Genomic DNA, 12,606 nt, shown 5'->3' with positions numbered 1-12,606 from the left:
GGATGTTCGGCTGTATGAATAAGCTTTCCATGCTCGGGGCGGCCTTGATGTTGCTCGTGGGCAACCCGGCCGCGGCGGCCATGGGGCCGTTCGAGATTTATGAACAGGCATTGCGCAATGATCCGGTGTTCCTTGGGGCCATCAAGGAGCGCGATGCCGGACTTGAGAACCGTGCCATCGGCCGTGCCGGGCTTTTGCCGAAACTGGGTTACAACTACAACAAGGGCCGTAACAGCTCCAAGGTCACCTACCTCAACGAGCGTGGGCAAAACCAGAGCGACGACCGCAACTACAGCAGTTACGGCTCCAGCCTGACCCTGCAACAGCCGTTGCTCGACTACGAGGCCTACGCGGCTTATCGAAAAGGTGTCGCACAGGCGTTGTTCGCCGACGAAAATTTTCGCGGCAAAAGCCAGGAGTTGCTGGTGCGGGTGCTGGAAAGCTACACCCAGGCGTTGTTCGCTCAGGATCAGATCGACATTGCCCAGGCCAAGAAAAAAGCCTTCGAGCAGCAGTTCCAGCAGAACGAGCAGATGTTTCGCCAGGGCGAAGGCACGCGCACCGACATCCTCGAAGCCGAATCGCGTTATGAACTGGCCACCGCCGAGGAAATCGAGGCGCGCAACGAGCAGGATGCATCCCTGCGTGAACTCGGTGCGCTGATTGGCGTGCCGGCGATCGACATTGTCGACCTGGCCCCGCTGGATCCGAACTTCCAGACCTTCACCCTGCAACCGGCCAATTACGATACCTGGCATGAAATGGCCGTAGCCAACAACCCGAACCTGGCTTCCCAACGCCAGGCGCTGGAAGTGGCGCGCTACGAGGTCGAACGCAATCGGGCCGGGCACCTGCCCAAGGTAAGCGCCTATGCCACGGTGCGCCAGAACGAATCGGAAAGCGGTAACACCTACAACCAGCGATACGACACCAACACCATCGGCATCGAGGTGAATGTGCCGCTATACGCCGGCGGCGGCGTTTCCGCGTCGACTCGCCAGGCCAGCCGGGCGATGGAGCAGGCCGAGTACGAACTGGATGGCAAGACTCGGGAGACTCTGATCGAGTTGCGTCGGCAATTCAGTGCCTGCCTGTCGGGGGTGAGCAAATTGCGCGCCTATCAGAAAGCCCTGGTTTCCGCCGAGGAGCTGGTGGTGTCGACCAAACAAAGCATCCTGGGCGGGGAACGGGTCAATCTCGATGCGCTGAACGCCGAACAGCAACTGTTCACCACCCGGCGCGACCTGGCCCAGGCCCGTTACGACTACCTGATGGCGTGGACCAAGTTGCATTACTACGCCGGGACCTTGAGTGAGCAGGATTTGGCCAAGGTTGACGAAGCGTTCGGACAAGGTCCGGGGATTAATCAGTGACGCACAGGCACGTCGGGAAAGCGGCAACGACATGATCAGGTTTTTGTAACAGCACGGAGGCTCCGGAACACCTCATGAGTGAGGCGTCCCGGCTGTGAGCCATCTCTGATAATTCCAACAAAGAGAGAGGCAATACCCATGGGTGTGTACGACTACAAGAACTTGAGCACAACAGACGCCAAAGCGTTGTTCACCGACGCGATGGCGATCACGCTGTACTCCTATCACAACCTCGACAACGGATTTGCCACCGGTTACCAGCACAACGGTTTCGGCTTGGGCCTGCCGGCGACCCTGGTGACCGCGTTGATTGGCGGCACCGATTCCCAAGGGGTGATTCCCGGCATTCCCTGGAACCCCGATTCGGAAAAAGCTGCACTGGACGCCGTGCGACAAGCCGGCTGGACCCCCATTACCGCTGCGCAGCTGGGTTATGACGGCAAAGTCGATGCCCGGGGAACCTTCTTCGGCGAAAAGGCCGGTTACACCAGCGCGCAGGTGGAAATCCTCGGCAAGTACGACGCTCAGGGGCACCTCACGGAAATCGGCATCGCCTTTCGTGGCACCAGTGGTCCTCGTGAAATTCAGATCAGCGACTCCATCGGCGATGTCATCAATGATCTGTTGGCGGCGTTGGGCCCACAGGATTATGCGAAAAACTATGTGGGTGAAGCGTTCGGCAAGCTGCTTGCGGATGTCGCAGCGTTTGCCCGGGCCAACGGGTTGTCGGGCAAGGATGTGCTGGTCAGCGGGCATAGCCTCGGCGGGTTGGCGGTCAACAGCCTGGCGGACTTGAGCAGTGAGCAATGGGGCGGTTTCTTCCAGGATGCCAACTACATCGCCTACGCCTCGCCGACCCAGAGCAGCAGCGACAAGGTGCTGAACATCGGCTATGAAAACGATCCCGTTTTCCGTGCGCTGGACGGCGCGGCGTTCAACCTGGCATCGGTCGGCGTGCACGATGCCGATCAAGCCTCGGCCACCAACAACATCGTCAGCTTCAACGACCACTACGCATCGACTGCCTGGAATCTGCTGCCGTTTTCCATTCTCAACATTCCGACCTGGATTTCCCATTTGCCCACCGGTTACGGCGATGGCATGACCCGAGTGCTGGAATCCCGGTTCTACGACCTCACCCGTAAAGATTCGACCATCATCGTGGCCAACCTTTCAGACCCGGCCCGGGCCAATACCTGGGTCCAGGACCTCAACCGCAATGCCGAACCTCACAAGGGCAGCACCTTCATCATTGGTAGTGACGGCAACGATCTGATTCAGGGCGGCAAGGGCAACGACTATCTGGAAGGCCGCGACGGCAACGACACCTTCCGTGATGCCGGTGGCTACAACATCCTGTTGGGCGGCAAGGGCCACAACGTGCTCGACTTGCAGCAATCGGTGAAGCATTTCGACTTTGCCAACGACGGCGCCGGCAACCTGTACATCCGCGATGCCGAAGGCGGCATCAGCATCACCCGTGACATCGGCGGCATCGTCAGCAAGGAACCGGGCTTTCTATGGGGGCTGCTCAAGGATGACGTGACTCACAGCGTCACCGCCAACGGGTTGTTGGCCGGCAACCAGTTGACCCAGTATGCGTCGTCGGCCAAGGGGGGCGCGGGGAACGATACGCTCAAGGCCCAGGCGATCGGCGATTGGTTGTTCGGCCTCGACGGCAACGATCATTTGATCGGCGGCAAGGGCAACGATGTGTTGGTCGGCGGGGCCGGTAACGACCTGCTGGAGTCGGGGGGCGGGATCGATACGTTCCTGTTTAGCGGCGCGTTTGGCCACGACCGGGTGCTGGGCTACCAGGCGAACGACAAACTGGTGTTTCTCGGGGTACAAGGTGTGGCGCCAATCGACGATTTTCGGGCCCATGCCTCGGTGGTGGGACAGGATACCGTGTTGACGTTTGGCAATGATTCAGTGACGTTGGTCGGTGTGGGGCTGGACAGTTTGTCGGGTGCGGGAATTGTGATCGCCTGAGGGGGATTCGGCGCCTGAAGGGGCCTCTTCGCGGGTAAGCCCGCTCCCACAGGAGTATGCGGTCCAATGTGGGAGCGAGCCTGCTCGCGATGAACGATAACGCGGTCTTCAGTCTTCCTTGCGAATCGTTGTCACTTCATCGGCCCGGACTTTGACTTTCGCTCCGGAAATATCCTCGAATTCGAAGAACCCATCCTTGGTCTTGGTTTTCGGCATGTCCTTGGTCAGATACTGGGTGCCGTTCTGCAAAGTCACGACGGTTGGCGTCGAGCAGCCGGTCAGCATCATGAACGCTGCTGCTGCCAAGGGATAACCCAGAGTCTTGATGTTCATAACCGCCTCTAAAACACTTCAAAAATTCGCTGCGACTGTCGCTAACGACAGTACCTCTATTGCGGTTGGTGCCACGCAACCGCAGAAAGTTCGATGGATTGAAAAATTTAACTGACAGCGCCTCCACCCATCCATTTCCGATTGCGCCGGGCAGGGCGTTACTGGTATCTGTACGCATAACCAGTACTCGCTCGCCATGGCCCCTTTCCCGTGACTGTAAACCCTCTCGACGATCCGTTCTATTACCTGAACAACTTCATGCAAGTGCTTGATTGGCTTGAGCATCGCTATGGCGATGTGTTGAGCATCGAAGAGCAACGGTTCATCGCCGACTTCAACGATCTGCCCCGTGAATCCCGGGCGTTGCTGGTCAGAATGGTCATGCGCAAGGGCATTCATTTCAGGTGCAGCAAACTGCATTACGCGGAAATTGGTGACATCGCGAGCGCAGCCGAACCGCTTGTGGCGCTGGGTTGGGTCGATGATCAACTGCCGTTGTCGATCGAAGGACTGTTCGACGTACTGCTCAAGGCGGAAATTGTTCAATGCCTGGGCAGCGCCATCGACCAGCCCAAGGGAAAAAAAGCCGATTGGCTGCCCATACTGGTCGAGCAGTTTCCCGAAACGCGCAGTTTCAGTGACTGGTGTCCGTCGTTGGACGACCGATTGTTCAGCTTGACCATCATGGGCCTGTGCGATCGCTTGCGCTTGATGTTTTTCGGCAATCTTTACCAGGATTGGTCCGAATTCGTGCTGGCAGACCTTGGGATCTTAACCTACGAAAAAGTCGACTTCAGCGCCGATTCGCGAGGCTTGCGCAGCCGCGAGGACGTCGATGCCTGTCTGTTCCTTCACCATTGCCAGCAGCTATTCGAGGCTGGCGAAGAGGTGGCCGGGGTTGTCGAGCAGATCAACGGTTTGACGCTGATCAACCCCTGGCTGCAAAGACGGCGTGACAAGCTGCTGTTCCAGATCGCCCAGCAATGTGAACGCATGGCGGATTACGCCACGGCGCTGGCGCTGTATCGCCAGTGTGCCTATCCCGGCGCTCGCCTGCGCCTGATTCGCGTGCTGGAGCTTTGTGGGGAGTATCAGCTGGCCCTGGATCTCGCCACCGAGGCGGAACAATCGCCGCAAAGCGCCGCCGAGCAACAGCAATTGCTGCGCGTGTTGCCCCGGCTGCGGCGCAAACTGGGTGGGCCGCCAGCCAAGCGAGCGCCTGCGCGGGAAATGCAGCGCCTGGACCTGCAACTGCCCAGGACCGATCCGGTGATGTCGGTGGAGTTTTACGTTCAGGCGCACCTGGCGGAGGCGTCGGCGCCCGTGCATTACGTCGAAAATACGCTGATCAACTCACTGTTCGGTCTGCTCTGCTGGCCGGCGATTTTCGCGCCCTTGCCCGGGGCGTTTTTCCATCCGTTCCAGCGCGGCCCGGTGGACCTGCTCAATGAAGATTTCCATGAGCGCCGGACCGACTTGTTCCAGGCCTGCCTCGCGGAACTCGACGACGGGCGTTATCGGCACACCATCCGCGAGCGCTATGCCGAGAAATGGGGCGTACAGTCGCCCTTCGTCTTCTGGAACGTACTGGGCGAGGAATTGCTGGAACAGGCATTGGACTGCTTTCCGGCCGAGCACCTCAAGCACTGGTTCAACCGGTTGTTGCTCGACATCAAGGCCAATCGCGCCGGGATGCCGGACCTGATCCAGTTCTGGCCGCAGCAAAAGACCTACCGCATGATCGAAGTCAAAGGCCCGGGGGATCGCTTGCAGGATAACCAGCTGCGCTGGCTGGAGTTCTGCCATGAGCACCACATGCCGATTGCCGTGTGTTACGTGCAGTGGGCGGAGCAGGACGCTTGAATTACAGCATCGCGGTGCGGGCGCTGTGTGAATTCACTGCCAAGACCGGCGACCTCGACCTGCGCTTTACACCGTCGCCGACCGCGCTGGAGGGCATCGTCGGGCATCGCACCGTGGCGTCCCGGCGTAGCGAGGGTTACCAAAGTGAAATTGCGCTCGAAGGCCTGTTTGAAGGCCTGACAGTCAAGGGCAGGGCGGATGGCTACGATCCCGCGCAAAACTGCCTGGAAGAAGTCAAGACCTACCGTGGCGACTTGAGCAAGCAGCCGGGCAATCACCGCCAGCTGCACTGGGCCCAGGCGAAAATCTACGGCTGGCTGATGTGCCGGAAGCTGCAACTTGAGCAGATCAATCTGGCGCTGGTGTACTTCGACATCGTCAGCGAAAAGGAAACCTGCCTCGTCGAGTCCTTCAGCGCCACGCAGTTGGGGCAGTTCTTCGAACAGCAGTGCACGCGGTTCCTGCACTGGGCCGAGCAGGAAACGGTCCATCGCGAGGGGCGTAACCGAGCGGCACAACAGTTGGCGTTCCCCCATGCCGATTTTCGACCCGGGCAGCGCCATCTGGCCGAATCGGTGTTCAAGGCCGTCAGCACCGGTCGTTGCCTGATGGCCCAGGCACCGACAGGGATTGGCAAGACCGTCGGCACCCTGTTTCCGATGCTCAAGGCCCTGGCGCCGCAGCAACTGGACAAGGTGTTCTTCCTCACGGCGAAAACCCCGGGACGCAAACTGGCGCTGGACGCTGCGCAGGTGATCCTCGATCGCGCCAATGCACCGCCCTTGCGCGTTCTGGAGATGATTGCCCGGGACAAGGCCTGCGAGCATCCGGACAAGGCCTGTCACGGCGAATCCTGCCCGTTGGCCCAGGGTTTCTATGACCGTTTGCCGGCCGCCCGCCAGGCTGCCAGCGAACTGAGCCTGTTGGATCAGGGCGCCCTGCGCCGGATCGCCCTGGAACATGGGGTCTGTCCGTATTACCTGAGCCAGGAAATGGCGCGTTGGGCTGACGTGGTGGTTGCCGATTACAACTACTACTTCGACTTCAGCGCCTTGTTGTTCGGGTTGGCCCAAGCCAGTCAATGGAACGTCGCGGTGTTGGTGGACGAGGCCCATAATCTGGTGGAGCGCGGCCGCCAGATGTACAGCGCCAGCCTCGATCAAGCGACCCTCAACGCGGTACGAAAAACGGCCCCGGATGCGTTGAAAAAACCGTTGCAACGGGTCAACCGCGAATGGAACGCCCTGCATGACCCGCAACCGGTTGCCTATCAGGCTTATGACAAGGCGCCGGAAAAGCTGCTTCAGGCGTTGTCAGCCTGCACGGCGAGCATCAGTGACTACCTGAACGATCACCCTCAGGGGCTGGACAGCGCACTCCAGGGTTTTTACTTCGACATGCTGCAGTTCTGCCGGGTGGCCGAGTGCTTCGATGAGCACTTCCTGTTCGATATCAGCAAGCGCGACCTCGAACGCAAGCGCAATCTTTCGCAACTATGCCTGCGAAATGTGGTGCCCGCCGGTTTCATCGGGCCACGCCTGACGGCGGCACGCAGCACCGTCCTGTTCTCGGCGACCCTCAGCCCACGTCATTACTACGCCGACCTGCTGGGGACGCCGGCGAACACGGTGTGCATTGACGTCGAATCGCCGTTTGACGCCAGGCAGTTGCAGGTGCACATCGTCAGCCGGATCTCCACGCGGTTCGCCCATCGCCAAGCATCCGTGGCGCCGATTGTCGAGTTGATCGCCGAACAATTCAGCCAACGTCCCGGCAACTACCTCGCGTTTTTCAGCAGCTTCGATTATTTGCAGCAAGTGATGCAGTTGCTGGCCGAACGGCATCCACGTATCAACCTGTGGTCGCAGTCCCGTGGCATGGGTGAAACGCAACGTCAGCAGTTTCTCGATCAGTTCACTGAAGACGGTGAGGGCATCGGCTTCGCGGTACTGGGCGGGGCATTCGGCGAGGGCATCGACTTGCCCGGTGCACGGTTGATCGGCGCGTTCATCGCCACCCTGGGGCTGGCGCAGTTCAATCCGGTCAACGAGCAGATGAAACGGCGCATGGCCGCCATTTTCGGTGCGGGCTACGACTACACCTACCTCTACCCTGGCATACAGAAACTGGTGCAGGCCGCCGGGCGGGTGATTCGGACGCAACAGGACGAAGGGGTGGTGATGCTGATCGATGACCGGTTTGCCGAGAGCAGGATCAAGCAGTTGCTGCCGCGCTGGTGGTCGATTGCGCCGACGCTTTTTACCTCTGCCATGTAGGCGTTTTTACCTTTAATGACGTCGACATGACTTGACGTAGATGACCGTTTGTACAATCGGCAAAAGCACTCTTTATTGAAGGAACTGGATATTGCCCAGCACTTTGATAAGGAAATCAAACCATGTCGCAAGCACCGAAATACACGTACACCGATGATCAGGTCACCGCAGCATTCAATGAAATAAGCGCAACGCTGTTCAGCGGCATCACCGTTGAGGCAGTCCCCAAAATACTGTTTGTCGCCGGGCTGGAGGCTTCAGGCAAGACGTATCTGCTGGAAAAACAACTGCTGCCATCGAAGCGTTATGCCAATTACATTCGCCTGTACTTGCCTGAGTACCGAAAGAAACACCCCCAGTACGACGAGATGATCAAACGGGGTGTATTGCATGCCTATGAGCATACGGAATCATTCGTTCGTGAAGTCTGCGCCAGGATCTTCAAGCAAGCCTTCAGCGGTCAATACAACATCATCATGGAGACCGCATTCGACTCCATCGACCTTGTATGCTTTACACCCTCGGCGACGGCCAGTGGCTACCAGTTCGAGATTCACATCGTGGGTTGCACTCAAGAGTTTGCCCACCTTTCAAGTTTCAAAAGGGCGCTCAAAAGCCTGCAAGACAATGAGATGGAAAGGTTTCTCTCGGTATCGAAGCTGGATGCCGGCATGAGCCATGCCAAAGCGATCATCGTAGCCCTCCAGACGGCGGTCAAGGCGATCAGCGGCTCCCAGATCAACCTGTATGAACGCGGATTCGGCACATTGAAGGAGCGTACTCATGTTGCCCAGAGCACGTATTCAAAGGCCGCTGACGGTACAGTCAGCACAACGACCACCAAGGTCAATTTTTCCTACGACGTTTATTCCAGCATCATCGAGAATCAGGTGTTCGCGGTGAGCGACCGTAATGAGTTGCTCAAAGAGTGCAACCTGGCGCTACTCCAGGCAGCCATTCATGCGCCGAAGGTCCCGGATTTCGTTTACAACGAGCTGTACGCCTATATCGTCAAATATGTGAATCGATAGTCCGTATGACCGGTAAAGTGCTGACCGGCTGTTCAAATGGTTAATCTGTCGCATACTCCAGAAAAACAATCATGACGCGAGAACTCCATGAGCGAGGATCGAACCAAGTCTGATGTGAGCGAGGAGTCGCGCTTCCGTCTGCTGATCGATGCTGTAGTCGACTATGCGATCTACATGATTGACCCTGACGGCATCATTTCCAGCTGGAATGCCGGAGCCAGGCGTTTCAAGGGGTATGAAGAAGCCGAGATTCTCGGCCAGCATTTCTCACGTTTCTATACCGACGAGGATCGCCGTGCCGGGTTGCCCCAAAGGGCGCTGGACACGGCGCTTCGCGAGGGGCGTTTCGAGGGGGAAGGCTGGCGCGTGCGCAAGGACGGTACGCGTTTCTGGTGCCACGTGGTGATCGATCCGATTCTCGATTCCTCGGGGACGCTGCTGGGGTTTGCCAAGATCACCCGTGACCTGACCGACCGCAAAATGGCCGAGGAAACCCTCAAGCAAAGCGAGCAGCAATTCCGGCTACTGGTGCAAAGCGTCACCGATTACGCCATCTACATGCTCGGCCCGGACGGGTGCGTGAGCAACTGGAACCCGGGCGCCCAGCGTATCAAGGGGTACAAGCCCGAAGAGGTCATCGGCCAGCACTTTTCGATGTTTTACACCCCGGAAGACCGTGAAGCGGGCGAGCCGTTACGCACGCTGGACATTGCGGTGCGCGAGGGGCGGTTCGAAAACAAGGGCTGGCGCCTGCGCAAGGACGGCACGCGGTTTTTCGCCCATGTGGTGGTGGACCCGATTTGGGGGGAGACCGGCCGATTGCTTGGATTTGCCAAGATTACCCGTGATATCACCGAAGCGTCACAATCACAGCAAGCGCTTGAAAAGGCCCGCGAAGCGCTGTTCCAGGCGCAGAAAATGCAGGCCATCGGTCAGCTCAGCGGCGGTATTGCCCACGATTTCAATAATTTACTGACCGTGATCCTGGGCAATCTGGAAATCGTGCGCAAACGCATGGCCGATGATCCGAAGTTGACCCGTTTACTCGATAACGCCACCCAGGGCGCCATGCGTGGCGTTTCCCTGACGCAACGGATGCTCGCGTTTGCCCGGCGACAGGAACTCAAGGCCGAACCCGTAGATATCGCGGCGCTGGTGCAAGGCATCATGGGCTTGTTGCGCAGCGCCCTCGGGCCTTCGGTGAAAATCGAAACCTTTTTTTCGGCAGACGCCGAACCAGTGCTGGCCGACGTCAACCAGCTGGAGCTGGCGGTGCTCAACCTGGCGACCAATGCCCGTGATGCCATGCCCAATGGCGGAAAGATCGTCCTCGGGACCCGTATGGAGGTGGTGTTGGACCAGTCCCAGTCGACCTTGGCGCCAGGCCGTTATGTCTGCCTGTCCATCAGTGATACAGGGGAGGGCATGGATGATGCGACGCTCGCTTCGGCCATGGACCCGTTCTTCACCACCAAGGGTGTCGGCAAGGGGACGGGGCTCGGCTTGTCGATGGTGCACGGCTTTATCGAGCAAATGGGCGGGCGCTTCAGGCTCAAGAGCGAGAAAGGCAAAGGCACCACCGCCGAACTCTGGCTGCCCGTTGCCAAGGCGGGCGCGGTGGCCGGACCGCAAGCCCTGGAGCAGGTCACACCGCAAGTGCCCCGGTTGAATGTGTTGGTGGTCGATGACGACAGCCTGGTGTTGACCAGTACCTGCCTGATGCTGGAAGACCTGGGGCATCGGGTCAGCATTGCCGATTCCGGTGCGCAGGCGTTGCAGATGCTCGAAGGTGACCAGCGTTTCGACCTGGTCATCACCGACATGGCCATGCCGCACATGAGCGGCGCGCAACTGGCGCAGGCCATCCAGATCATGATGCCAACCTTGCCGATCGTGCTTGCCACTGGTTATGCCGAACGCCTGGATGGCTTTGCCGCCAGGCTGCCGCGCTTGTCCAAACCCTTCACGCAACACAACCTGGTGGAAATCATTGCGGCGGCAATGACGTGAGGCGGCGGTTGCGCGCTTCATAACGCGCGAGCATCGGTTGGGTGCTGATGCCGTGCAGCAGGATACTCAGCGCCACGACCGACAGCGTCAGGTCGGTGCAAAGGCTGGCAATCGATGCCGGGAGGTCGTGGTTCAAGGCATAGAACAGATAGTAAAAACTGCCGATGCCGCGAATCCCGAACCAACCGATCAACAAGCGTTGCCGGGCATTCAATAAACGGCCCCAGGGCATCAGTCCGACACTCAAGGGGCGAATCACGCAGAACAGCGCCAGTGCGATCGCCAACGCGCGCCAGTCCCAGTGGCCCATCAGGACCACACCGAGCAAGGTCACCAGAAACACCTCCATGGCACGTTCGACCAGATCACCGAACGACAGCATGTCACCGATCATGATCCCGGCGGCGACCTGGGAGTCTTCCAGGTTCGCCACATCGCCATGCACCGCGGCATCGGGTTCGACGTTCTGGTGACCGACCACGGCCTGCACCAGATGCTCGGCCGGTGGCTGTGCGTGCCCCGTGGACTTGACTTCGGCCCGGCGCAAGCCCAGGCCGGCGGCGAACACCGACAGAAAGCCATAGCCGTGCACCGATTCGGCGGCGACATACGCCAACGCGATCAGGGCGAAGGTCAGGTAGTCGTTGGGGGACAGGGTGCTGTCGGCATTGCGGATGCGCATCGACAGGGTCAGGCGGCCGATGCCCCGGCCCATGCAATAGCCGATCAGCAAGCCGGCGGGCACCGCCCAGAGCAAACGCTTGAGCGCCCAATCATCCAGCCAGGCGCTTGAGTCCTCTGCGCCTTGTTGCACAAACAGCAAGCCGAGGATGACAAACGCAAAGGCAATACCATCGTTGAGACCGGCCTCGCCGGAGAGCCCGAAGCGTACCGGGTCATCATCCTTGGCGTCGTTGACTTGCACCAGGGACGCGAGCACGGGATCGGTGGGCGCCAGAATCGCGCCGATGAGCAACGATGGCCCCCAGGCAAGCTCGAAGACCAGGTGCAGGAACAGGCACACACCCGCAATGCTCAGGAGCATCACCGGTCCCGCCAGGCCGAACGCCACCCACCACTTTCGGTCCTTGAGCGGCAGGCGCAGCTTGAGTCCGCAGACGAAGAGTGAAAACAGCACGGCAACTTCCGTCAGGTGCTCCATCCAGAACGCCGCGTCCTTGATGTCCAGCCTGAGCCAGCCCAGGCCCGCCGGACCGATGGCCACCCCCAGTACCAGGCACACGGCCGACGTGGTCACGGGCAGCCAGCGCAGGTAAGACGACGTGAGTGCCAGTGCCAGCAACACGGCACCCAACACCGCGACCCAGGCGATGAAACTCATGGCCCCGGGTCATCAACTGACCGTGGCTTGACGATAGGTGCGGACATCGCGACCTCCAGAGATCAAAAGAGCGCCATGGCGTAATGCTGCTTTTGTAGGAGCGAGCTCGCTCGCGATGGTCGTGAACGAATACGCGTGTTAACTGGTTACACGCGGAGTTCTTGAGTCCATCGCGAGCGAGCTCGCTCCTACAACAACAGTATGACGGTCATGGCCGGGCTCATAAGCTGTGGAGCGCTGGAACTGTCCGCGGGTTCCATTTTTCAGCGACGTCAGAGAGCCGGCTTGCCCCCGTTACGACAAAGCGCTGGCCGGGGACGGTCATCTTCGATCTCCGTTTTCAACGGTGAGAAGTCAAAGGGCTGACCGTGGGGCTTTGGCTTGAG

General features: G+C 59.4%; 8 protein-coding genes. 6 read left to right on the top strand and 2 right to left on the bottom strand.

The genetic code is table 11. From position 1 onward, the window contains the following. Positions 1 to 2: 2 nt before the first annotated feature. Both HNQ83_RS23650 and HNQ83_RS23645 read left to right on the top strand, forming a co-directional pair. Positions 3 to 1,373, top strand: coding sequence for a TolC family outer membrane protein (locus HNQ83_RS23650; RefSeq protein WP_175391173.1), 1,371 nt, complete (start codon positions 3 to 5; stop codon positions 1,371 to 1,373). A 138-nt stretch (positions 1,374 to 1,511) separates the two neighbouring features. Beyond that, a complete protein-coding gene (locus HNQ83_RS23645; protein ID WP_175391172.1) occupies positions 1,512 to 3,365 on the top strand; it encodes a polyurethanase in 1,854 nt (617 codons plus the stop codon). A gap of 108 nt (positions 3,366 to 3,473) precedes the next feature. Here HNQ83_RS23645 and HNQ83_RS23640 read toward each other — a convergent pair whose 3' ends face one another. Then, positions 3,474 to 3,698 carry a YgdI/YgdR family lipoprotein gene (locus tag HNQ83_RS23640; protein ID WP_175391171.1) on the bottom strand — a complete coding sequence of 75 codons (225 nt, stop codon included), beginning with the start codon at positions 3,696 to 3,698 and terminating at the stop codon, positions 3,474 to 3,476. Positions 3,699 to 3,908: 210 nt separating this feature from the next. Here HNQ83_RS23640 and HNQ83_RS23635 point away from each other — a divergent pair, with 210 nt between their 5' ends. The 4 genes from HNQ83_RS23635 to HNQ83_RS23620 all read left to right on the top strand — a co-directional run bounded on the left by HNQ83_RS23635 (position 3,909) and on the right by HNQ83_RS23620 (position 10,878). After that, positions 3,909 to 5,561, top strand: a complete 1,653-nt coding sequence (locus HNQ83_RS23635) for a VRR-NUC domain-containing protein (protein WP_372241927.1) — start codon at positions 3,909 to 3,911, stop codon at positions 5,559 to 5,561. Then, positions 5,558 to 7,837: an ATP-dependent DNA helicase gene (locus tag HNQ83_RS23630; RefSeq protein WP_175391170.1), complete on the top strand. Its 2,280-nt coding sequence runs from the start codon at positions 5,558 to 5,560 to the stop codon at positions 7,835 to 7,837. The genes HNQ83_RS23635 and HNQ83_RS23630 overlap by 4 nt, the downstream gene beginning before the upstream one ends. Before the next feature lie 122 nt (positions 7,838 to 7,959). Continuing rightward, on the top strand, positions 7,960 to 8,868 hold the full coding sequence (locus HNQ83_RS23625; protein WP_175391169.1) for a zeta toxin family protein: 909 nt from the start codon (positions 7,960 to 7,962) through the stop codon (positions 8,866 to 8,868). Between the two features lie 87 nt (positions 8,869 to 8,955). Further along, on the top strand, positions 8,956 to 10,878 hold the full coding sequence (locus HNQ83_RS23620) for a PAS domain-containing sensor histidine kinase (RefSeq protein WP_175391168.1): 1,923 nt from the start codon (positions 8,956 to 8,958) through the stop codon (positions 10,876 to 10,878). Here the strand turns inward: HNQ83_RS23620 and HNQ83_RS23615 are convergent. Continuing rightward, positions 10,856 to 12,220 carry a sodium:proton antiporter gene (locus HNQ83_RS23615; protein WP_175391167.1) on the bottom strand — a complete coding sequence of 455 codons (1,365 nt, stop codon included), beginning with the start codon at positions 12,218 to 12,220 and terminating at the stop codon, positions 10,856 to 10,858. The genes HNQ83_RS23620 and HNQ83_RS23615 overlap by 23 nt on opposite strands. Between the last annotated feature and the right edge of the window lie 386 nt (positions 12,221 to 12,606).

The organism is Pseudomonas sp. C2B4, assembly GCF_013359695.1.
GTDB lineage: Bacteria > Pseudomonadota > Gammaproteobacteria > Pseudomonadales > Pseudomonadaceae > Aquipseudomonas.
This window is presented reverse-complemented; position numbering and strand designations above follow the sequence as displayed.

What these genes read in the sequence shown, in the direction of transcription:
- HNQ83_RS23650 (WP_175391173.1), top strand. Translation starts at nt 3, where the DNA reads ATGTTCGGCTGTATGAATAAGCTTTCCATGCTCGGGGCGGCCTTGATG.
- HNQ83_RS23645 (WP_175391172.1), top strand. Translation starts at nt 1,512, where the DNA reads ATGGGTGTGTACGACTACAAGAACTTGAGCACAACAGACGCCAAAGCG.
- HNQ83_RS23640 (WP_175391171.1), bottom strand. Translation starts at nt 3,698, where the DNA reads ATGAACATCAAGACTCTGGGTTATCCCTTGGCAGCAGCAGCGTTCATG.
- HNQ83_RS23625 (WP_175391169.1), top strand. Translation starts at nt 7,960, where the DNA reads ATGTCGCAAGCACCGAAATACACGTACACCGATGATCAGGTCACCGCA.
- HNQ83_RS23620 (WP_175391168.1), top strand. Translation starts at nt 8,956, where the DNA reads ATGAGCGAGGATCGAACCAAGTCTGATGTGAGCGAGGAGTCGCGCTTC.
- HNQ83_RS23615 (WP_175391167.1), bottom strand. Translation starts at nt 12,220, where the DNA reads ATGAGTTTCATCGCCTGGGTCGCGGTGTTGGGTGCCGTGTTGCTGGCA.